Below are 20319 nucleotides of genomic sequence, written 5' to 3'. Positions count from 1 at the left end.
CGCCGGTCAGTGCAGGCGGGCCCGCCAGTCCGCCGGCACCCGGCCGCGCGGCCCCGGTGCCGGCTGGTCGGCCGGGTGGGCCAGCGGAGGCGCGAGGTCGGGCCCGGACACCGCGCGCTCGCGGGAGAAGTCCCAGAACCAGCCCTCGCCGGGCTCGAAGCTGCGGACGACGGGGTGCCCGGTGGTGGCCGCGTGCTCGCGGGCGTGCCGGGACGGCGAGGAGTCGCAGCAGCCCACGTGGCCGCACTGCGCGCAGCGGCGGAGGTGGAACCACCAGCCGCCGGTCGCGTCGCACTCCAGGCAGCCGGTCCCGCTCGGCGGCACCGTCGGGTCGATCCCCGCGACAGCGGTCATGGCGGCGTCCTCCCGTGGGGCGGCGGTCGGCGCCCACGGTAGGGACGGCGGACCGTCGCGGGAACCCCGTCGTGCCCCCGGCCGGGGCGGCGCGCCGGTCAGCGCGGCCGGATGGTCACCCGCGGCGTGGTCAGCATGGCCTTCAGTGCGCCCAGCAGGCCCAGCACCGGGACGGCGGCGGCGAACCACGTGCCCAGCGCCAGCCGGTCGGGGTCCCAGCCGGCGTCGGCCAGCAGCGCGAGGACGGCCGTGAGTGCGCCGAGCGACACGAGGAGGGCGAGCACCCCGACGAGCCGGTGGGTCCGGGCGCGGCGGAACAGCAGCAGCCCCAGGAAGAACAGCACGACCCCGCTCAGGACCACCGCGAGCGGTGCCCACTGCTCGACGGGGCCCAGTTCGCCGGAGCCGGAGGCCAGGGCGTCGGCGCCGCGCCAGGCCAGCGCCAGGCCGGTGGTGTCCAGCCCCTCTCCCCACGGGACCCAGAGGCTGACGTTGGCGGCCAGTGCCGCGAGGAGCAGGGCGACGGCGCCGATCCGCTCGGGGCGCCGCAGGACCACCAGTCGCACGGGGAGGTCGAGCGGGCCGGCGGGCCGCTCCGCCAGCGCCACCGACTGCGGCTCCGCGCCGGCCCCGGCCGCACCGGTGTCCCGGGGCACCTCGGGCAGTGCCCCGTCGCGCGGCACCTCGGGCAGCGCACCGTCCCGGGGCACCTCGGGCACGGATCCCTCCGGGAGCCGCACGGTGCCGTCGTCCTCGGGCGGTTCGGGTGGGAAGCCGAGGATGGTCGGGTCGCCCTCGGCGGACGGGGCCGCGACCGGGGCGAGGGGGACGGTCTGCTCGTCGCCGGCCGCGGTCTCCCCGCGGGGCATCGGCTCGCCGGGACGGTGGGGCTGGCGCTGCTGGTCGGTCACCGGTTCCTCCGATGGTGCGGGCGCGGGGAGACGCCCGGCGCCGAGCGTAGGACGGCCCGGGCCGCCGCAGCAGGGGGAACGGAACGGCGCCGGCCGCCTCCGTCCGCGTGTCGGGGCGACGCGCCGACGAGCGCGTCCGAGCCGCGGCCGGGCGGGCCCGCCGACGCGTCCGCGAGGGGTGTCGCCGCAGCCGGAGCCGGGGCTAGCGTGGTCGGCGCGGGGCGACCGGGAGCCCGGGTCGCGGGGCGCCGCCGCACCCGTCGCTGCACCCGTCGCTGCACCCGGCAGGCCGGACAGGAGGCCGTCATGGGCAAGCCGGTCCTGCTCAGCGTGGACGACGACCCGGGGGTCTCCCGGGCCGTCGCCCGCGACCTGCGCCGCCGCTACGGCGAGGACTTCCGCGTCCTGCGGGCCGCCTCCGCCGACGAGGGGCTGTCGGCGCTGCGGGAGCTGAAGCTGCGCGGGGACCCGGTCGCGGTGCTGCTCGCCGACTACCGGATGCCGGAGATGAACGGCATCGACTTCCTCGAGCGGGCGATGGACCTCTTCCCCCACGCGCGCCGGGCACTGCTCACCGCCTACGCCGACACCGACGCCGCGATCGCCGCGATCAACGTCGTGGACGTCGACTCCTACCTGCTCAAGCCGTGGGACCCGCCCGAGGAGAAGCTCTACCCGGTCGTCGACGCGATGATCGAGGCCTGGCGGGAGAGCCCGGACGGCGGCTTCGAGGGCGTCAAACTGGTCGGGCACCGGTGGTCGGCGCCCTCCTTCCGGGCGCGGGACTTCCTCGCCCGCAACGCCGTCCCCTACCGCTGGTACAGCGTCGACGAGCCCGAGGGGCAGCGGATCCTCGCCGCCGCGGGCGCCGGTCCGGACGACGTCCCGGTGGTGGTGACCTCCGACGCGCAGGTGCTGCGCCACCCCAGCGAGGCCGAGCTGGCCGCGGTCGCAGGCTTGGGCGTGGAGCCGCAGGCGGACTTCTACGACCTGATCGTGGTCGGCGGCGGCCCGGCCGGGCTGGGCGCCGCGGTGTACGGCGCCTCGGAGGGGCTGCGCACGGTGCTCGTCGAGCGGCAGGCCACCGGCGGCCAGGCCGGCCAGAGCAGCCGCATCGAGAACTACCTCGGGTTCCCCGACGGCGTCTCCGGCGGGCAGCTGGCCGACCGCGCCCGGCGGCAGGCGGTCAAGTTCGGCGCGGAGCTGCTGCTGGCCCGCGACGTGGTGGCGCTGGAGGAGCACGGGCCCAAGCGGGTGCTGCACCTGGACGACGGCCGCCGCATCGGGGCGCACGCGGTGGTCCTGGCCACCGGCGTCTCCTACCGCAGCCTGGGCGTGGCCGGCGTCGACGACCTGACCGGGCGCGGGGTGTTCTACGGCTCGGCGATGACCGAGGCGGCCGAGTGCGCCGACCGGGACGTCTTCATCGTCGGCGGGGCCAACTCCGCGGGCCAGGCGGCGGTCTTCTTCTCCGGGTACGCGCGCTCGGTCTGCCTGCTGGTGCGCGGCCCGTCCCTGGAGGCCTCGATGTCGGCCTACCTCATCGAGCAGATCGCCGCGATCCCGTCGATCAGCGTGCGCACCAGCACCACGGTGGCGGCCGCGCACGGCGACGGGCACCTGGAGGCCATCACCGTCGAGGACGCGCGCAGCCGGGAGCGGGAGACCCTGCCGTCGAGCCACCTGTTCGTCTTCATCGGCGGCGCCCCGCGGACCGCCTGGCTCGACGGCGCCGTCCTCCGCGACGAGCGCGGCTTCATCCCCACCGGGCCCGCGCTGCTGCGCGACGGGCGCCGTCCAGCAGGCTGGCCGCTGGACCGCGACCCCTACTTCCTGGAGGCCAGCCTGCCCGGCGTCTTCGTCGCCGGCGACGTGCGGTCGGACTCGGTGAAGCGGGTCGCCTCGGCCGTCGGGGAGGGCGCCATGGCCGTCACGCTCGTGCACCGGTACCTGGAGCAGCGGTGACGGCGGCCCCGGCCCGGATGACCCCGGCCGAGCTGCGCGAGCTGTTCCTCTTCACCGACCTCGACGACGCGCAGCTGGCGTGGGTGGCCGCGCACGGCGACGTCGTCGACTGCCCGGCCGGCGCCACCGTCTCGGTGGAGGGCGAGCCGGCCGACTGCTTCTACGTGCTGCTGGACGGGACGATGAGCATGGTGCGGCTCGTCGGCGGCAGCGAGGTCGAGACCGTGCGGACGTCGCAGCGCGGCGTCTACTCCGGAGCCGTGCAGTTCTACATCGGCGACCGGATCGCCCAGACCTACCCCGGCACGGTCCGGGCGGTGACCGACTGCCGGTTCCTGGCGCTGCCGGCCGCGGAGTTCGAGGCGGTGTTCCGCCGCTGGTACCCCATGGCGGTGCACCTGCTCGAGGGCCTGTTCTTCGGCCAGCGCAACATCGCCGAGCTGGTCAGCCAGCGGGAGCGGCTGCTGGCCCTGGGCAAGCTGACCGCGGGGCTGACCCACGAGCTGAACAACCCCGCCGCCGCGGCGTCCCGGGCGGCGGCCGCGCTGCGCGACCGGATCGCCGGGATGCGGCACAAGCTGGCGCTGCTGGCCAGCGGGAAGATCGACGGCACGGTGCTGCGCGACCTCACCGGCCTGCAGGAGGAGCTGGTGGCCCGGGTCGGCACCACTGCGGAGCTGACCGCCATCGAGCGGTCCGACCGCGAGGACGAGCTGGCCGACTGGCTCGACGACCACGGCATCGGCGGCGCGTGGGAGCTCGCCGCCGTGTTCGTCCCGGCCGGCCTGGGTCCCGCGGACCTCGACCGGGTGGTGGACAGCGTGGAGCCCGGCGCCCTCGAGGCCGCGCTGCGCTGGCTGTCCTACACCGTCGAGACCGAGACGCTGCTGGTCGAGATCGGCGAGAGCACCGCCCGCATCTCCGGGCTGGTCGACGCCGCCCGGCAGTACTCCCAGCTCGACCGGGCCCCGCACCAGCCCACCGACCTGCACGCCGGGCTCGACGCCACCCTCGTCGTCCTCGGCGCGAAGATCCCGCCGGGGGTCACCGTGGTGAAGGACTACGACCGCGCCCTGCCCCTCGTGCCGGCCTACGCCGGGGAGCTGAACCAGGTGTGGACCAACCTCGTCGCCAACGCGCTGGACGCGATGGCGGGGGAGGGGACGCTCACCCTGCGCACCGCCCGGGACGGCGACTGCGCGCTGGTCGAGGTGGCCGACACCGGTCCGGGCATCCCGGAGGAGCTGCAGCGGCGGGTGTTCGAGCCGTTCTTCACCACCAAGCCGGTCGGCCAGGGCACCGGCCTCGGCCTCGACGTCTCCTGGCGGATCGTGGTCACCCGGCACGGCGGGGACCTGCGCGTGCAGTCCCGGCCCGGCGACACCCGCTTCTCGGTGCTGCTGCCGCTCGCCGAGGGCGCCACCGCGCCGGCCGCTCGTGAGGCGGAGGCGGGCGCCGGCTGACACGCGGAGGATGGTGGGCGGGCGGGCACCCGGCCGCCGCCCCCCAGCTGCGTGGAGGCGCCCGCGTGTCCCAGCCCGCCGTCGGCACGACCCCCTCCGGCTCCGGCGCGCCCGCGGCCGACCCCGACGGTCACCGGCCGGACCCGCGACGCTGGCGGGCGCTGTGGGTGACGCTGGTCGCCGGCTTCATGAGCCTGCTCGACGTCAGCATCGTGTCGGTCGCCCTGCCGTCGCTGCAGCGGGACCTCGGCGCCTCCCCGGCGACCGTGCAGTGGGTGGTGTCCGGGTACGCCCTGACCTTCGCGCTGGTGCTGGTGCCCGCCGGCCGGCTCGGCGACGCGCTGGGCCGGCGCCGGATGTTCCTCGTCGGGCTGTCGCTGTTCGTGCTGTGCAGCGCCGCGGCGGGGGCCGCGCCGACGGTGGAACTGCTGGTCGCGTCCCGGCTGGCGCAGGGGCTGGCCGCCGGGTGCCTCGCCCCGCAGAACTCGGGCCTGATCCAGCAGCTGTTCCGCGGCGCGGAGCGAGGGCGGGCGTTCGGCCTGTTCGGGGCCACCGTCGGGATCTCGACGGCGGTCGGGCCGGTCGTCGGCGGGCTCATCCTGGCGCTGGCCTCCGGCCCCGGCGGCTGGCGCTGGATCTTCTACGTCAACGTGCCGATCGGCGTCGTGGCCCTGGTGCTCGCCTGGCGGCTGCTGCCCCGCGGCGGGACCGGGCGGCGCGGGCGCATCGACCTCGGCGGGGTGCTGCTGCTCGGCGGAGCCGCGCTGTCGCTGCTGCTGCCGCTGGTGCAGGCGGAGGCAGGCGGGCTGGCCCGCCTGTGGTGGCTGCTCCCGGCCGGCGTCGCGGTGCTCGCCGGCTTCGTGGCCTGGGAGCGGCGGGTGGTCACCCGCGGCGGTGAGCCGGTGTTCGACCCCCGCCTGGTCACCGAGACCCGGGGGTACGCCATCGGCGCGGCGCTGGCCACCGTCTACTTCGTCGGCTTCAGCGGCATCTGGCTGGTCTTCGCGCTGTTCTTCCAGACCGGCCTGGACCTCACGCCGCTGCAGTCCGGCCTGGCGGTGACGCCGTTCGCCCTGGGCGCCGCGGGATCGGCGGTGGTGGCCGGGCGGGTGGTCGAGCGGTTCGGGCGCGCGATCACCGTGGTCGGGCTCGCCCTGGTGATGGCCGGGCTGGCGGCGGCCGCCGTCGTCCTGCTCACCGTGCCGCCGTCGGCCGCGGCGTGGGCGGCCGCGCCGGCGCTGCTGGTCGGCGGGATCGGCGGCGGCTGCGTGATCTCCCCGAACGTGACGATGACGCTGCGCGACGTCCCGGTCCGGATGGCCGGCGCCGCCGGCGGCGGGCTGCAGACCGCGCAGCGCTTCGGCGCCGCCATCGGCACCGCCGCGCTGCCGGGCCTGTTCTACGTCGTCCTCGGCGCGACCGGCGAGGACCACCCCGCGGCGGCTGCCGCCGGGCTGGCCGTGGCGGTCGCCGGGGTCGGCGGCGCCCTCGTCCTCGCGGTGGTCGACCTGCGCCGCGACCGGCGGCGGGACGCCGCGGAGCGGGCGGACCGCGACGACGCCGAGCGGCACGGCCACGCCCACCCCTGAGGCGGCAGGTCAGCCGCCCCAGATGTCCTCCACCAGCCGGCCGGCGCCGCTCAGCCCGGCGAGCCAGGCCTGGGCGTCGCCCTCACCGGCCGAGGTCTTGGCGCGGAAGACCTGCACCAGCGCGCTGCGGACGCCGGGGGCGATCGTCGCGGCGTTGCCGCAGACCAGGACGACGGCGTCGTGCTGGAGCAGCTCCCAGACCTCGTCGGCGCAGTCGAGGATCGCGTCCTGGACGTAGCGGCAGGGGCGGCCGTCCTCCCGGGAGAAGGCGTTCTCCACCCGCACCAGCCCCCGCTCCTCGAACCCTCGCAGCTCGTCGGCGTAGAGCAGGTCCGAGCCCGGCTCGCGGCAGCCGAAGACCAGCAGGGACCGCGCCACCGGGATGCCCTTCCCGTGCTGGGCGGCGCGCTCCTGCAGGAACCCGCGGAAGGGCGCCAGCCCCGTCCCGGCGCCGACCATGAACATCGGCACCTGCGGGTCCTCCGGCGGCCGGAACGGGATCGTGGGCTCGCGGACGAAGACGAACACCGTGGCGTTCTCCGACAGCTGCGCGAGGTGGCCGGAGGCGACCCCGGTGAAGGTCCCGTCCCCGGAGCGGGCCGGGGCCCGCAGCACCCCGGCCGTGATGCTGCAGGTGTCGGGGTCGGTCAGCGGCGAGGAGGAGATGGAGTAGTACCGCGGTCGCAGCGGCGGGAGCATGTCGAGGTACTCCTCGAACGGCAGCGCGCACGCCGGGAACTGCTCCAGCAGGTCGATCACCGAGCGGTTGGGTTCGTGCACCTCGGCCCGGTACCGCCCGTCGTCCTCCGCCAGCTCCTGCAGCGCCGCCCGCTGCTGCGGGTCGCCGGTGTACCGGGCGAGGACCTCGATGTCGTCCCGGGTGGCGACGTCCTGCAGCTCGACGCAGCTGCCGAGCACGCCGAGCACGGGCGCCGGCTCGTCGATCGGCAGGTGGGTGTGCGACCCCGCGTTCGGGATGATCGTGACGTACTGGCCGGCGTCCAGGCCGAAGTGGCCCATGACCCGGCGCAGCAGGTCGATGCTGTTGCGCGGCAGCACGCCGAGGTGGTCGCCGGCGCGGTACCGCTGGTCCTCGGGCAGGGCCACCTCGAGGTGCCGGGTGGACCTCCCGGGGGTGCCGTACGGACCGGCGGTCAGCAGCTCCCGGTTGGCCAGCACCCGCGCCGGCTGCGCCCGGTAGGACAGGACCAGCGGGTTCGTGAGCTGCCGGTTGGTCAGCGTGATGGACAGCCGCGGCCCGGCGGGCGCCGTGGCCGCGACGTCGTCGGGCAGGTCCAGCGCGCGGGCCACGGTCGCCCAGAGGTCCCCGTGCCAGGCGCGGTACTCCGCGTCGAAGTCCCCGGCGGCGTTGCCCTCGCCGCGGGGGTGGGCCCGCTCGGCGCCGTGGGCCTCCAGCTCCCGGTCCAGCAGGGTGGGCACGGCCTGGTAGGTGCTGGCCCACTCGGTGTTGCCACAGCCGAAGACGGTGTAGGTCACCCCCGACGCGGCCCCGGCGGGGGCGGTGCTGATCCAGCGGCAGAACTCGGCGGCGTTGTCCGGCGGCGTCCCGTTGTAGGAGGAGCAGACCACGAGGAGGGCGCCGCCGGCGGGCAGGTCGTCGACGTGGTCGTCGAGGGTCCCGAGCGTCACGTCGAAGCCGCGCTCGGTGCCCTCCTGGGCCAGCCGGGTGGCGAGCGACTCGGCGGTGCCCAGGTTGGAGCCGAACAGCACCGTCAGCTTCGTGCCGTGCCGCGCGACCGTGGGCACCGGCTCGGCCACCGGGGCGGCGGCCGGCTCGGCGGTCTCCGGCCCGGTCCGCTGGACCGGGATGCCGTACGGGACGTCCCGTCGCGGCAGCACGCGGAGGTGGAAGTCGTCGGGCTTGATGGTGAGGGTGGTCTTGGTGCGCAGCTGGTAGCCGCGGTCGTCGACGAAGTCGAACCGCTGCAGCAGCATGCCCAGCACGAGGGTGGCCTCCTGCAGCGCGAACTGGCGGCCGATGCAGGCCCGCTGGCCGGTGCCGAAGGGCTTGTAGGCGTGCGGCGGCAGCGCGGCCAGCCGATCGGCCGCCACGTGGTCGGGGTCGAAGTCCGCGGCGTCGGGGCCCCAGACCGAGGTGGCGCGGTGCAGCGCGGGGGTGAGGACGGTGATCGGGGTGTGCGCCGGGATGGCGTACCGGCCGCCGATCACGGTGTCCTCGAACGGCGCCCGCGTGAAGCCCGGTGCGGTCGGCCACAGCCGCAACGACTCGTCGAGCACCTGCCGGACGTAGCGCAGCCGCGTCACCTGCTCGAAGGTGGGTGCGGGCGTCCGGCCGAGCACGGTGTCGACCTCCGCGCGGGCCCGCTCCAGGTACCGCGGGTTGGCCACCAGGTAGTAGAGGGCGAACGACAGCAGCCCCGAGGTCGTCTCGTGCCCGGCGATGAGGAAGGTGATGCACTGCGCGCGGATGTTGCGATCGGGCAGCCGCTCGCCGTTCTTGTCGACCCCGGTCAGCATCCGGCCGAGCAGGTCGGTGGTGTCCGCGGCCTCCCCCTGCGCCCGCCGCTCGGCGATGAGCCGGTCGACCAGGTCGTTCATGAACGCCTGGTCCTCGTCGAGCTGCCGCTGGGCACGGACCCTCAGCCGGGTCTGGAGCGGCAGCTGCCGGGCGCGGGCCTGGGACTCGGTCAGCGTGCGGATCATCGCGTCGACGAACGGGTGCGGGGTCTCCCGGTAGAAGGAGTTGAACCGGTAGCCGAAGCCGCACAGCGCGATGGTGTCGAGGGTCAGCCGGGTCATGTCGGCCGGGACGTCGACCTCCTCGCCGGCGTTGAGCCGCGACCACTTCTCCACCAGCTGCTCGGCGATGTCGAGCATCTTCGGCATGTAGTCGCGCATCGCCTGCAGGCTGAACGGGCTCATCAGGATCTCGTGCGCCCGGCGCCAGAGGGGCTCGTCGGTGTCGGAGGTGAACAGCCCGGTGTCGAGCGCGTCCTTCCTCAGGTTGGCCAGCCCGCCGCTGACCAGCTTGTCGAAGCGCGCGTCGTCGCAGACCTCCGCGACCAGCTCCGGCCCCGAGACGATCAGCCGCGCGCCGCCCGGGACGGTCAGGCGGTAGACCGGCCCGTACTCCTCGGCCATCCGCATGAGGCTCTCGAAGGGGCTCGCCGTGTCGATGTCGAAGACGTTGCCGAGCACGGGCACACCCCGCGGGCCGGGGATCTCGTCGAGGGCGATGGTGGCGGTCACAGGGACCCTCCTGTCGGCCGGCGCACCAGCAGCACGGTGCTCAGCAGCAGCACCCAGGCCGGGAACACCAGCAGGATCGCGGGGTGGAAGGTGACGCTGACCAGCAGGAAGGCGGCCAGCAGGTAGCTGACGACGGCGAGCGGCCGGGGCAGCATCCCGGCCGCGGACGCCAGCCGGGTCGTGGTGAGCATGTACATGCCGGCGGCCCTGACCCCGTAGACGAAGACCAGGGCGTACCCCACCGACGACAGCGCGCGGGCGACCTCCGGGCCCGGGAGCGGGGCGTCGGAGAAGCGGGTCAGCAGCGCGACCGCGCCCGTGGCCGCCGTGCCGACGTAGAGCATGGCGACGAACAGCACGCCGGCCGCCAGGTTCAGCCAGTGCGGGACCTCGCTCCACGACCGCGGCCGGCGGACCTGGAAGGCGGTCCGCATCGCGGTCGCGTGCCACAGGCAGGCGATCCCCGCGAAGGGCACGACGTACAGGCCGAGGACGGTGAGCGGATCGGCGCCGCCGTCGTAGAAGTCGGCGTAGGTGCTGTCCGGGTCGGCCAGCCGCGGGATCCGGCTGACGAGGACCAGCCCCACCACCAGCAGGAGCGCGAACACGATGCCCGCCCACCCGGCGGTCCGGGTGTGCGCGGCCACCAGCCGCTCGGTGCTGGGCTCCGCCGGCGCCGGGCTCGCTCGATCGGCCCGTGTGCGTGTCGGAACGCGCATGGCGCCTCCGGCGGCCGCCGGCCCCGGCGACCGCGTGTGCGGTCTCGCCCACCCGGCAGGGAGGAACCGCACACTCGTACACCTGCCGGCAAACCCGGTCAACGCGTCCGCGGGCGGCTCACCGGCCGGGCGGCCGGTCCCTCACGGGGTCCGCCGGGCCGCCCACTGCGGGTGAGCCGGGCCCTCCACCTGCGCGGCGTCATGGCGGGGGCGCCGGGCCGTCTCCAGGGCGTGACGATGAGGCTCATCCGGCCCGCGACGCCGGCTCCTGCCCCGCCGCGCGCGCCGCTCCCCACGGTCCTGGTCGCCGACGCCCACCCGGTGCTGCGCCGCGTGGTGCGGGACTGTCTGGAGGACACCGGCGACCTGACCGTCGTCGCGGAGGCCGAGAGCGGGGACGAGCTCCTCGCCGCCGGCCTGCGCACCCGGCCGGCCGTCGTCCTGGTCGACCCGGAACTCCCCGGCACCGACCCGCTCCAGGCCGCGCGGGAACTGCTCGACGTCGCCCCGCGCACGCGGGTCGTCGTCCACGCGCGCTGCTTCAGCCTGGTCACGTTCTCCCGGGCCCGGCGGCTGGGCGCCGTCGGCTACCTGCTCAAGGGCGCCGACCTGGTCGACCTGCCGCAGCGCATCCGCGAGCTCGCCGCGGGCGGCACCGCCTGGACCCCCCGGGCGATCCGCCAGGTGGACGACGAGGGGTGAACCCTCCCGTCAGGCGACGAGGACGACGACGAGGGTGCGCGGCCCGTGCACGCCCTCGACCCGGTTCAGCTCGATGTCGCTGGTCGCCGACGGGCCGCTGACCATCGTGAGCGGTGCGGTGGGGTCCAGCCGGGTCAGCGCCTCGGGCACCCCGCCCACCACCTGCGCGGCCTCGACGACGCAGACCAGGCAGTCGGGCAGCAGCGACAGCGCCCGCCGCCCGGACAGCGGGCCGCCGTCGAGCACCAGCGTCCCGGTCTCGGCGACGGCCACGGCCACGCCGGTCACGGTGGCGGCGAACGCGGTCAGCCCGACGGCCGGCCGGCCGTCGTCCTCGCGGACCCCCTCGGGGCGCCAGGCGACCGGCAGCCCGGGCGCGACGACGACGTCCGCCGCGGCCCAGCCGGACCCGAGCCCCGCGGAGAGGGCGGCGGACACCGTGGCGGCGACGTCGCCCGGTGCGGCGCGCAGCACCGTCGCCCGGTAGTCCTCCAGCCGGTCGGTGAGGACGTCGAGCAGCTCGGCGCCCGACCGCCCGTCGGCTGTCCGGTAGGCGCGGGCGACCTGCGGCGCCGGGCGGTCGGGGTCGAGCGCGGTGCGGATCCGCGCGAGCACCTCGTCACGGGAGCTCATGCCCCGTGCTCCCGCGCCCACTGCTGGGTGAACGTCTCCCGCGGCGGGGCGGGCAGGTCGCGGCTGCGGGTCCACCCGGAGACCGGCGGCGGCAGGGCCGCGGGCAGCGTCGGCCGGCCGCGGGCCAGGAGCCGGCCGAGCCCGGCGGCGCGCTGGGCCAGCCGCCACAGCCGCGGGTGCGACATCGCCCGCGACAGCGCGCGGAAGGCCGCCGCCTCGGGGGTGACCCGCTCCTGGGCCTCGACGTGCTCGGCGCGCAGGTGCACCAGGATCGACGGGATGTCGATGGCCACCGGGCACGCGTCGAAGCAGGCGCCGCACAGCGACGAGGCGTAGGGCAGCGACGCGTTGTCCTCGACCCCGGTGAGCTGGGGACTGAGCACCGCACCGATCGGGCCCGGGTACACCGAGCCGTAGGCGTGCCCGCCGGTGCGCTCGTAGACCGGGCACACGTTGAGGCAGGCCGAGCACCGGATGCAGTGCAGCGCCTCGCGGCCCACCTCGTCGGCGAGCACCGCCGTCCGCCCGTTGTCGAGCAGCACGAGGTGGAACTCCTGCGGGCCGTCGCCGGCGGTGACGCCGGTCCACATCGACGTGTACGGGTTCATCCGCTCGCCGGTGGAGGAGCGGGGGAGCAGCTGCAGGAAGACCTCGAGGTCGCGCCAGGTCGGCACCAGCTTCTCGATGCCCATGACGGTGATCAGCGTGTCGGGGAGGGTCAGGCACATCCGGCCGTTGCCCTCGGACTCGACCACCGCCAGCGTGCCGGTCTCGGCGACGGCGAAGTTGGCGCCGCTGATCGCCACCCGCGCCCGCAGGAACCGCTCGCGCAGGTGGGCACGGGCCGCCATCGCCAGCCGCCGCGGGTCGTCGGGCAGGTCGCGGTCGGCGTCGGGGCCCTGGAACTGAGGCATGGTGCGCAGGAAGATCTCGCGGATCTCCGCCCGGTTCTTGTGGATCGCGGGCACCAGGATGTGGCTCGGCGCGTCGTCCCCGAGCTGGACGATGAGCTCGGCGAGGTCGGTCTCGTGTGCGGTGATGCCCGCGGCCTGCAGCGCCTCGTTGAGGCCGATCTCCTGGGTGGCCATCGACTTGACCTTGACCACCTCGTCCGAGCCGGTGGCCCGCACCAGCCGGGTGACGATCTCGTTGGCCTCGGTGGCGTCGCGGGCCCAGTGCACCGTGCCGCCGCGCTCGGTGACCCGGGCCTCCAGCGCCAGCAGGTGCTCGTCGAGCCGCGCCATGGTCGCCGCCTTCAGCGCCTTGCCGGCCTGGCGCAGCTCCTCCCAGTCGGGCACCTCGCCGACCACGGCGGCCCGCTTGGCGCGGATCGTCGAGGTGGCGTGGCCGAGGTTGGCCCGCAGCTGGCCGTCGCGCAGCGCGTCGCGCGCGGCGTCCGGGAAGGGCCGGTCGCCGCGCAGGTGGCCCACGCCCCGGGGCGCGGTAGGGATCGCCGGCATGCCGAGGTGGACGGCGGTCACGCGGGCACCGCCGGCCTGGTCGACTGGTGGGGGGTCGCGGCGTCCTCCGTGGAGGCGAGGATCTCGGCCAGGTGCACGGTGCGGGTGCCCGAGCGCAGCCGGGACAGCCCGCCGCCGATGTGCATCAGGCAGGAGGCGTCGCCGGCGGTGCAGACCTCGGCGTGCGTGGACAGCACGTTGGCCATCTTGTCGGTGAGCATCGCGGTGGAGGTGTCGGCGTTCTTCACCGCGAACGTGCCGCCGAAGCCGCAGCACTGGTCGGCGCCGGGCAGCTCCACCAGCTCCAGCCCGCGGACCGCGCGCAGCAGCCGCAGGGGCCGGTCGCCCACCCGCAGCAGCCGCAGCGAGTGGCAGGTCGGGTGGTAGGTGACGCGGTGCGGGTAGTAGGCGCCGACGTCGGTGACCCCCAGGACGTCGACCAGGAACTGCGACAGCTCGTACGTCCGCTCGGCCAGCGCCTCGGCGTCGGCGGCCAGGGCGTGCTCCCCGGCCCGGCGCAGCACGGTCGCCTGCTGGTGGTGGATCGAGGCCACGCACGAGCCGGACGGCGCCACCACCGCCTCGGCCCCGGCGAAGGCACGCACGTGGTTGGCCACGATCGGCACCGCCTCGCGCCGGTAGCCGGTGTTGACGTGCATCTGCCCGCAGCAGGCCTGCCCCGGCGGGACGACGACCTCGTGGCCCAGCCGCTCCAGCAGCGTGGCGGTCGCCCGCGCCACCTGCGGCACCATCGTGTCGACCAGGCACGTCGCGAAGAGCGCGACCCTCATGTGTCCTCCCCGTCCCCGCCGGTGCGGCGGTCGGTCCTGCTCGACTCGCGGACGACCAGCACCGGCTGCTCGTGCTGCCGTGTGCGCCGACGAGATCATGGCCCACCAGCGGCCGCCCGACCGCGCGGTGCCGCCGTCCTCCGGCCCGTGGTCGCGACGTCCGGCCCGGGTGTCACATCCGGTGCCCGGCCGGCGTCTCCATGGCGCAGACACGGAACCGGAGGAGGAGCGATGACCAGCGGCACCAGGATCCCGAAGGCGGAGCTGACCGGCGTCCACGGCGCAGTGGTGAGGCGGGTGTCCCGCAGGGTGTTCGGCAGCATGCCGGAGCCGGTCGAGGTCGCGTGGCACAACCGGGAGGTGCTGGGGTTCAGCTTCGCCGTCGGCCGCAAGGCGCAGAGGTGGCACCGGTGCGACGCGAGCCTGAAGTCGTTCGCGCACATGGCGGTGGCCAGTCTGGTCGGCTGCAGCTTCTGCCTGGACCTCGGCTACTTCCAGGCCGGCAACGAGGGACTGGACCTGACCAAGGCCCGCGAGGTGCCGCGCTGGCGCGAGTCGGAGGTGTTCACGCCGCTGGAGCGGGAGGTCATGGAGTACGCCGAGGCGATGACCCGCACCCCGCCCACGGTGACCGACGAGCTGTCCGCGCGCCTGCTCGACCAGCTCGGTGCACCCGCGCTGGTGGAGCTGACCGCGTACATCGCGCTGGCGAACCTCTACACCCGCACCAACACCGCCTTCGGCATCGAGTCGCAGGGCTTCGCGGCGTCCTGCGACCTCCGGCCCCTCGCGGCACCGTCGACGACATGACCGACGACCCGTTCGTCGTCCACCGCAGCCTGCTGTTCACCGTCGCCTACGAGATGCTCGGCTCCGCCGCCGACGCCGAGGACGTCGTCCAGGAGACCTGGCTGCGGTGGGCCGACGTCGACCGGACCGAGGTGCACTCCCCGCGGGCCTACCTGATCCGCATGGTCACCCGGCAGGCGCTGGACCGGCTGCGGTCGGTGTCCCGCCGCCGGGAGGAGTACGTGGGGCAGTGGCTGCCCGAGCCGCTGCTCACCGCCCCCGACGTGGCCGACGACGTCGAGCTCGCCGAGAACGTCTCGATCGCGATGCTCACGGTGCTGGAGACGCTGGGGCCGGTCGAGCGGGCGGTGTTCGTGCTGCGCGAGGTGTTCGAGACGCCGTACGAGGAGATCGCCGAGGCGATCGGCCGGACCCCGGCCGCGGTCCGGCAGATCGCCCACCGTGCCCGCGAGCACGTCGCGGCGCGGCGGCCCCGGATGCAGGTGGACCGGGCCGAGCAGCAGGCGGTCGTCGAGCGGTTCATGGCCGCCGTCGCCACCGGCGACGTCCAGGCGCTCGTGGCGGTGCTCGCCCCGGACGTCGTGCTGGTCGCGGACGGCGGCGGGCTGGTGACGGCCGCCCGGAGGCCGATCACCGGCGCCGACCGGGTGGCGGCGTTCCTCGCCCGCGCGGTGGAGCTCCCGGACCTCGTGGCGAGCCCGGCCTGGCTCAACGGCATGCCGGGCATCCGCATCGACGCGGGTGGCGAGCCCACGGCGGTCGGTCTGGTGGTCGAGGACGGGCGGATCACCCGGCTCTACGCGATCCGCAACCCGCACAAGCTGGGCGGGCTGGCGGAGGTGGCCGACCTGCGGCGGTGACCGGCGGGGCCGCAGCGCGGCGAGGTGGCGCGCAACCGCAGCGTGGTCGCCGGGCGGGCGCCCCCGGCGGTCACGCACGGGTGCCCGCCGGGCACCCCCGTGGGGCCTACCGTGCCCTTGCTCGACGCACGCCGCGAGGAGGTCGCCATGCCTGTCGTGCTCGTCCACCAGGGACCGACCCTCACCCAGGAGCGGTACGAGGAGACCGTCCGCCGGCTCACCGGTTCCAGCGGTCGGCTGGAGAAGCCGGCCGACTGGCCGGTCGACGGTCTCCTGGTCCACGCCGCGGGGCAGGGCCCCGCCGGCTTCCGCGTCGTCGACGTGTGGGAGTCCGAGGACGCCGCCCGGCGCTTCGGCGAGAAGCTCCTGCCCGTGCTGCAGGAGGTCGGCATCACCGAGCAGCCGGAGCTGTACCCCGCCCACACGTTCGTCTCGGCCTGACGCCGGAGCTCTCCCCGTCGCCGTGTCGTCGGCGCCCGGCCGGGGGCGGCGGATCTCAGTCCTCCGACCGCAGCTCCTGCACCTGCGCGGCCTCGCGCTCGGCGAACTCGCGGGAGCTGGCCGCCTTGCGGCGGAGGCGTTCGGCGGCCTCCGGGTGTTCCCGGGCGAGGTCCTCGAGGCTGCCCGCCAGCCGCTCCTCGGTGCCCGCGATGGACGCGGCGGTGGCGGCCAGCCGGGCGGAGAGCTCCTTGTGCCGTTCGGCGAGGCGGCGCGTGCGGCCTCGCAGCTCGGCGTACTCGTCGGCGAGTTGCCGGGTGCGGTCCAGTTCGCCCTCCATGACCTCTCCTCGGCGCAGGGTCCGTGCCTTCCCAGGGTGAGCCGCGCGCCGCCGTTGCGACAGCCCTCCCGGGACGTCGTCCGGCCCCTCCCCGGCCCGGTCCGCGGCGGCCGGCTCCTGCTCGACGACCGGCGGGTCAGGCGGGCACGCGGACCCACTCCCGCAGGCGGGTCGTGGCCAGCCCGGCGAGCACCGCACCGGTGGCGTTGAGCGCGGCGTCGACGGGTGAGACGACCCGGCCGAGCGGCAGCGCCCACTGGAGCAGCTCGATGCCGCCGGCCACTGCCAGGCCGGCCGCGGCCAGCCGCCCGGCGCTGCCCAGCCCCGGCCGGCGCAGCACCGCCAGGACCGCCAGGGGGCCCAGGAGGAGCAGGTTGCCGAGCAGTTGCAGCAGCGTCGCCTCGGAGTCCAGCCCGGTGGCGTACCAGCGCAGCTCGGTCAGGGGTGCGCCCCACGCCCAGCCGCTGCCGCCGGCCGGGGTGAGCGTCAGGACGGCCACCGCCAGCGCGGCGGCCACCAGGGCGACGTCCAGGGCGGTGCGGCGGTCGGCGTCCATGCCCCGACGGTGCCGCCGCGCGCCGGGAGCCCGCTGGCAGCGACCTGGACGGCGGCTGTCAGCGGGCCCGGCGGCTCACCGGCGGGCGCACCACTCCCGGACCCAGGCCCGGCCGTAGTCGTTGCCGTGCGGGGTGCGCAGCACGGTGTGGACGTGGAACGTCTTCGGGGTGTCGTAGTCCAGGAAGACCCCGCGGTGGTGGTCGAGCTCGGCGATGACCACGGGCGACTGGACCCGGTAGTAGAAGACGTCGCCGGGGGCGTGGCCGCCGATCCAGGAGAACCAGGTCTCGTCCAGGTGCGCCTCGACCTCGCGCAGCCGGGCCGCGCGCGGGCCCTCGGGCAGCAGCCGGACGAACGTCGCGACGACGTCGAGCACCCGCCGCCGGGCCGCGTCCGGCACGTCGGCCACGGGGATGCCCTCCACCGGGATGACCCGGTTGTCCTGGAACGCACCGGCCAGGTGCCGCTCGTCGCCGGGGTGCACCCGGCCCGGCGGCATCGCCGGGTCGACCATCTGCTGGTAGACCGTCGCCGCGCGCCGCTGGTCGCGGTCCAGGGCGGCCATGACCGCCAGCCCGGCGTGGATCCGGTCGGCGAACAGGTCGGCCAGGCCGGCGTGCGGTCCGGCGTCGATCTCGTCGGGCTCGGCGCCGAGGAAGACCGGCGAGACCACCATCCGGCCCTCGACGACCAGGCAGTTGACCGCGCAGTGGTGGCCGTAGAGCTGCCAGCCCCACGGCGCGCGCAGGTCGGGGGTGCCGTAGAGGGCGATGTTGTAGCTCCACTCGCCCAGCACGGTGGGCAGGTCGACGACCTCGCCGAGGAAGCCGTTGACCAGCATCATCGCGTGCACGGAGGCGAAGCCCTCGGGGGAGAGGGAGGCCCGCACCAGCGCCAGCGCCTTGTCGCGAACCGCCTCCGGCTGGAACTCCAGGCGCAGGCCGGTGTCGAACTGCAGGAACTCCGGGTTGGCCCAGGTCTGCCACTCGACGGCGTCGACGGGGAAGGAGATCCGGTCCCGGCCCGCGTCGTCCAGGGCCGCGAGCAGGTCCTCGGCGGCGGCGACCATGGCCTCGACCGGCGCCTCCTCGCCGGGGCGGGCCGGGTCCAGCGGGTACAGGCCCTCGCTCAGGGTGCCGTCCTCGGTGACGCCGCGGAACTCGTTGCGGTACAGCGGGGTCCAGCCCTCGACCAGGCCGCCGGTGAACGTGCCCGGCGTCCGGGCGTGCTCCCGGTAGGTGTAGGGGTCCATGCCGCGGACCTCGGCCAGCCGCGGGTGGTCGTGCGGGAACAGGTACTGGCGGAACTCACCGGACACGGCTCAGGCCCCCTGGCGACGGGCGTCGTTGCCCACGACGGGGTTGCGCAGCACGCCGAGGCGGTCCACCTCGACCTCGACCACGTCGCCGGGCTGCAGCAGCCACGGGGGCGTGCGGGCGTAGCCGACGCCGGACGGCGTGCCGGTGGCCAGCAGGTCGCCGGGGCGCAGCGTGAAGGTGTGCGAGATGAGGGAGAGGGTGTCGCCGACGGGATACACCATCTCGTCGGTGCGCCCGTCCTGCACGACCTCGCCGTTGACCCGGGTGGTCACCCGCAGGCCGTCGCGCAGGTCGCCGACCTCGGCGGCCGGGACCATGGGGCCCAGGGGGCCGGAGCGGTCGCCGTTCTTGCCCAGGATCCACTGGCTGGTGAGCTTCTGCGCGCGCCGCGAGGTGAGGTCGTTGAAGGTGGAGTAGCCGACGACGGCGGCCAGCGCCTCCTCCGGGGTCGCGTCGACCAGCGTGCCGCCGACCCAGGCCACGACCTCGCCCTCCCAGTCCAGGCCGTCCTCGTTCGACGGCACCGGCACCTCGGCGCCGTCCACGGTCAGCGACTGCGTCCAGCGGGCGAACAGCGTGGGGTGCGGCGGCAGGTCCTCCGCGGCGAAGGAGCCCTCGGCCACGTGCTTGAGGTAGTTCAGCCCGATGCACACCACCCGGGCGCCGGGCAGCACCGGCGGCACCCGCTCCACGTCGGTCACCGGCAGGGCCGGCCCGGCCGGCGTCCGGCCCAGGTGCCCGGCGGCGTCGGCCCAGAACTCCTCCAGGCCGGCGAGCACGGTCACCTCGGTGCCGTCGTCGGACAGCGCGGCGACGTCGACGGGTCCGCCGTCCCGGCGGATGCCCACGATCCTCATGACTGGTCTCCCTCGGTGTCAGGTGGCGCTGCAGGAAGGCGATCCCCGGCTCTGCCTCGTCGCGGCCGGCGTGGGGCGCGCCGGACGACATGGTGGCGGGCGCCGTGGCCGCGGGGGCGGGCAGGGCAGGACGACCCCGCCGGCTGATCGACCCGGTCGCACGTGGTCAGGGCGGATCAGGGTCGCGTGGCGCCCCAAGATGGTCAGTTCTGGTCATGCGGTGGGGGCCGCCGGGGTCGCACCCTCGCACTGCACAGTTCCACGGCCCGAGGGGTGCCCCGGGCCGGTCACCGGAGGAAGGATCCATGACCGCAGCCGAGCGTGCCGCGTCGCGGGTGGGGACGACGGGGCGCGCGCACGGACCAGAGGTCGAGGAGTCCCGGGACGACGTCCGACCGGGCACGCGCGTGCTGCTGCGCGCGTTCGTGGGGCTCACCCTGCTCGCCGTCTGCCAGCTGCTCCTCCGGCCGGGAGCGACGCAGGAGGCCTTCGCCTGGCACATCCACGCCGAGCTGACCGCGGCCTTCCTCGGCGCGAGCTACGCGGCGGGCTTCGTGCTCTCGCTGCACGCCCTGCGGCAGCGGACGTGGAGCCGGGCGCGCATCCCGGTCCTGACCGTCGGCGTCTTCGCCGCGGTGACCCTGTTCGCGACCCTGCTGCACACGCACAAGCTGCAGCTGACCAGCGGCGTCCCGACCGCGCGCGCGGCCGCCTGGCTGTGGCTGGTCGTGTACCTGGTGGTCCCGGTCGCCTGCTTCCTCGTCGTGCGCCGGCAGGGGTGGCGGCGCCCGTGGACGTCGGCCGGCCGCCGGACGATGCCGCACTGGCTGGCGGTGCTGGTGGGCGTGCAGGGGACGCTGCTGACGACGGCGGGCGTGCTGCTCGTCCTCGGCGGCGTCGCGGTGCACCACCACGCCGACCCGGTCACCCACTTCTGGCCGTGGGACCTGATGCCGCTGAGCTCCATGGTCGTCGGGGCCTGGCTGGTCGCCTTCGGGGTGGCCGCGGTCCTCGTGATCCGGGACGGCGACCTCGCCCGGCTGGTCGGCCCGTCGGCGGCGTACGCCGTCTTCGGGGCCCTGCAGCTGCTGGTGCTGGCCCGGTACGGGGAATCGGTGAGCGCCGCCGATCCGTGGCTGTGGGGGTACGTGCTCCTCACCGCCAGCACCGTGTTCGCCGGCGGGTACGGCTGGTGGGCGGCCCGGCGGGGAGTGCGGGCCGCAGGCCTCGCGGCGGTGCCGCGCGGCGCCGGGGGCCGGGCGCCGGAGCCCGTGGGCTGAGCCGCTGCCCACGACCGATCGGCCGAGCCCGCGGACCCC

At 75.6% G+C, this 20319-nt stretch carries 19 protein-coding genes; 8 read left to right on the top strand and 11 right to left on the bottom strand.

Annotated elements, in window-relative coordinates:
* Positions 1-6 precede the first annotated feature (6 nt).
* Together ACI78Q_RS11150 and ACI78Q_RS11145 are read right to left on the bottom strand one after the other, a co-directional pair.
* Positions 7-354 carry a UBP-type zinc finger domain-containing protein gene (locus ACI78Q_RS11150; protein ID WP_456923430.1) on the bottom strand — a complete coding sequence of 116 codons (348 nt, stop codon included), beginning with the start codon at positions 352-354 and terminating at the stop codon, positions 7-9.
* Positions 355-452: 98 nt separating this feature from the next.
* Positions 453-1265 carry a hypothetical protein gene (locus ACI78Q_RS11145; protein WP_456923429.1) on the bottom strand — a complete coding sequence of 271 codons (813 nt, stop codon included), beginning with the start codon at positions 1263-1265 and terminating at the stop codon, positions 453-455.
* Positions 1266-1571: 306 nt separating this feature from the next.
* Here ACI78Q_RS11145 and ACI78Q_RS11140 point away from each other — a divergent pair, with 306 nt between their 5' ends.
* The 3 genes from ACI78Q_RS11140 (at position 1572) to ACI78Q_RS11130 (ending at position 6282) form a co-directional block, all read left to right on the top strand.
* Positions 1572-3230: an FAD-dependent oxidoreductase gene (locus ACI78Q_RS11140; protein WP_456923428.1), complete on the top strand. Its 1659-nt coding sequence runs from the start codon at positions 1572-1574 to the stop codon at positions 3228-3230.
* On the top strand, positions 3227-4693 hold the full coding sequence (locus ACI78Q_RS11135; RefSeq protein WP_456923427.1) for an ATP-binding protein: 1467 nt from the start codon (positions 3227-3229) through the stop codon (positions 4691-4693). Before ACI78Q_RS11140 ends, ACI78Q_RS11135 begins: the two co-directional genes overlap by 4 nt.
* A gap of 65 nt (positions 4694-4758) precedes the next feature.
* A complete protein-coding gene (locus ACI78Q_RS11130) occupies positions 4759-6282 on the top strand; it encodes an MFS transporter (RefSeq protein ID WP_456923426.1) in 1524 nt (507 codons plus the stop codon).
* Positions 6283-6291: 9 nt separating this feature from the next.
* Here the strand turns inward: ACI78Q_RS11130 and ACI78Q_RS11125 are convergent, their stop codons facing one another.
* Both ACI78Q_RS11125 and ACI78Q_RS11120 read right to left on the bottom strand, forming a co-directional pair.
* A complete protein-coding gene (locus ACI78Q_RS11125; protein WP_456923425.1) occupies positions 6292-9513 on the bottom strand; it encodes a bifunctional cytochrome P450/NADPH--P450 reductase in 3222 nt (1073 codons plus the stop codon).
* Positions 9510-10232 (bottom strand): hypothetical protein, encoded by a 723-nt coding sequence (locus ACI78Q_RS11120; RefSeq protein ID WP_456923424.1) that lies wholly within the window; start codon positions 10230-10232, stop codon positions 9510-9512. The genes ACI78Q_RS11125 and ACI78Q_RS11120 overlap by 4 nt, the downstream gene beginning before the upstream one ends.
* Positions 10233-10469: 237 nt before the next feature.
* Here ACI78Q_RS11120 and ACI78Q_RS11115 point away from each other — a divergent pair, with 237 nt between their 5' ends.
* Positions 10470-10934 (top strand): response regulator, encoded by a 465-nt coding sequence (locus ACI78Q_RS11115; RefSeq protein WP_456923423.1) that lies wholly within the window; start codon positions 10470-10472, stop codon positions 10932-10934.
* Between the two features lie 9 nt (positions 10935-10943).
* On the opposite strand, the gene ACI78Q_RS11110 is transcribed toward ACI78Q_RS11115, so the two are convergent.
* The 3 genes from ACI78Q_RS11110 to ACI78Q_RS11100 are packed head-to-tail and all read right to left on the bottom strand — an operon-like array spanning position 10944 to position 13818.
* On the bottom strand, positions 10944-11567 hold the full coding sequence (locus ACI78Q_RS11110; RefSeq protein ID WP_456923422.1) for a LutC/YkgG family protein: 624 nt from the start codon (positions 11565-11567) through the stop codon (positions 10944-10946).
* Positions 11564-13048: a LutB/LldF family L-lactate oxidation iron-sulfur protein gene (locus ACI78Q_RS11105; protein ID WP_456923421.1), complete on the bottom strand. Its 1485-nt coding sequence runs from the start codon at positions 13046-13048 to the stop codon at positions 11564-11566. The genes ACI78Q_RS11110 and ACI78Q_RS11105 overlap by 4 nt, the downstream gene beginning before the upstream one ends.
* Positions 13045-13818, bottom strand: a complete 774-nt coding sequence (locus tag ACI78Q_RS11100; RefSeq protein WP_456923420.1) for a (Fe-S)-binding protein — start codon at positions 13816-13818, stop codon at positions 13045-13047. Before ACI78Q_RS11100 ends, ACI78Q_RS11105 begins: the two co-directional genes overlap by 4 nt.
* Positions 13819-14049: 231 nt before the next feature.
* Here ACI78Q_RS11100 and ACI78Q_RS11095 point away from each other — a divergent pair, with 231 nt between their 5' ends.
* From ACI78Q_RS11095 to ACI78Q_RS11085, 3 genes are all read left to right on the top strand, one after another.
* Positions 14050-14628, top strand: coding sequence for a carboxymuconolactone decarboxylase family protein (locus tag ACI78Q_RS11095; protein WP_456923419.1), 579 nt, complete (start codon positions 14050-14052; stop codon positions 14626-14628).
* Positions 14625-15488: an RNA polymerase sigma-70 factor gene (locus ACI78Q_RS11090; protein ID WP_456923418.1), complete on the top strand. Its 864-nt coding sequence runs from the start codon at positions 14625-14627 to the stop codon at positions 15486-15488. Before ACI78Q_RS11095 ends, ACI78Q_RS11090 begins: the two co-directional genes overlap by 4 nt.
* 147 nt (positions 15489-15635) lie before the next feature.
* Entirely contained in the window at positions 15636-15929 is a 294-nt protein-coding gene (locus tag ACI78Q_RS11085; protein ID WP_456923416.1) for a hypothetical protein, read from the top strand.
* 55 nt (positions 15930-15984) lie between these two features.
* Here the strand turns inward: ACI78Q_RS11085 and ACI78Q_RS11080 are convergent, their stop codons facing one another.
* From ACI78Q_RS11080 to ACI78Q_RS11065, 4 genes are all read right to left on the bottom strand, one after another.
* Positions 15985-16266, bottom strand: coding sequence for a hypothetical protein (locus ACI78Q_RS11080; RefSeq protein WP_456923415.1), 282 nt, complete (start codon positions 16264-16266; stop codon positions 15985-15987).
* Positions 16267-16402: 136 nt separating this feature from the next.
* Positions 16403-16822 carry a VanZ family protein gene (locus ACI78Q_RS11075; RefSeq protein ID WP_456923414.1) on the bottom strand — a complete coding sequence of 140 codons (420 nt, stop codon included), beginning with the start codon at positions 16820-16822 and terminating at the stop codon, positions 16403-16405.
* Between the two features lie 75 nt (positions 16823-16897).
* Positions 16898-18142: a DUF3500 domain-containing protein gene (locus ACI78Q_RS11070; protein ID WP_456923413.1), complete on the bottom strand. Its 1245-nt coding sequence runs from the start codon at positions 18140-18142 to the stop codon at positions 16898-16900.
* 3 nt (positions 18143-18145) lie between these two features.
* A complete protein-coding gene (locus tag ACI78Q_RS11065; protein ID WP_456923412.1) occupies positions 18146-19000 on the bottom strand; it encodes a fumarylacetoacetate hydrolase family protein in 855 nt (284 codons plus the stop codon).
* 305 nt (positions 19001-19305) lie between these two features.
* Here ACI78Q_RS11065 and ACI78Q_RS11060 point away from each other — a divergent pair, with 305 nt between their 5' ends.
* A complete protein-coding gene (locus ACI78Q_RS11060; protein WP_456923411.1) occupies positions 19306-20280 on the top strand; it encodes a hypothetical protein in 975 nt (324 codons plus the stop codon).
* Positions 20281-20319 lie beyond the last annotated feature (39 nt).

Source organism: Geodermatophilus sp. SYSU D00705 (assembly GCF_054050135.1).
Note: the sequence above shows the minus strand (reverse complement) of the source record. Positions and strands in the feature narration are given on the sequence as shown.

What these genes read in the sequence shown, in the direction of transcription:
- ACI78Q_RS11150 (WP_456923430.1), bottom strand. Translation starts at nt 354, where the DNA reads ATGACCGCTGTCGCGGGGATCGACCCGACGGTGCCGCCGAGCGGGACC.
- ACI78Q_RS11140 (WP_456923428.1), top strand. Translation starts at nt 1,572, where the DNA reads ATGGGCAAGCCGGTCCTGCTCAGCGTGGACGACGACCCGGGGGTCTCC.
- ACI78Q_RS11120 (WP_456923424.1), bottom strand. Translation starts at nt 10,232, where the DNA reads ATGCGCGTTCCGACACGCACACGGGCCGATCGAGCGAGCCCGGCGCCG.
- ACI78Q_RS11115 (WP_456923423.1), top strand. Translation starts at nt 10,470, where the DNA reads ATGAGGCTCATCCGGCCCGCGACGCCGGCTCCTGCCCCGCCGCGCGCG.
- ACI78Q_RS11110 (WP_456923422.1), bottom strand. Translation starts at nt 11,567, where the DNA reads ATGAGCTCCCGTGACGAGGTGCTCGCGCGGATCCGCACCGCGCTCGAC.
- ACI78Q_RS11100 (WP_456923420.1), bottom strand. Translation starts at nt 13,818, where the DNA reads ATGAGGGTCGCGCTCTTCGCGACGTGCCTGGTCGACACGATGGTGCCG.
- ACI78Q_RS11095 (WP_456923419.1), top strand. Translation starts at nt 14,050, where the DNA reads ATGACCAGCGGCACCAGGATCCCGAAGGCGGAGCTGACCGGCGTCCAC.
- ACI78Q_RS11090 (WP_456923418.1), top strand. Translation starts at nt 14,625, where the DNA reads ATGACCGACGACCCGTTCGTCGTCCACCGCAGCCTGCTGTTCACCGTC.
- ACI78Q_RS11085 (WP_456923416.1), top strand. Translation starts at nt 15,636, where the DNA reads ATGCCTGTCGTGCTCGTCCACCAGGGACCGACCCTCACCCAGGAGCGG.
- ACI78Q_RS11080 (WP_456923415.1), bottom strand. Translation starts at nt 16,266, where the DNA reads ATGGAGGGCGAACTGGACCGCACCCGGCAACTCGCCGACGAGTACGCC.
- ACI78Q_RS11075 (WP_456923414.1), bottom strand. Translation starts at nt 16,822, where the DNA reads ATGGACGCCGACCGCCGCACCGCCCTGGACGTCGCCCTGGTGGCCGCC.
- ACI78Q_RS11065 (WP_456923412.1), bottom strand. Translation starts at nt 19,000, where the DNA reads ATGAGGATCGTGGGCATCCGCCGGGACGGCGGACCCGTCGACGTCGCC.
- ACI78Q_RS11060 (WP_456923411.1), top strand. Translation starts at nt 19,306, where the DNA reads ATGACCGCAGCCGAGCGTGCCGCGTCGCGGGTGGGGACGACGGGGCGC.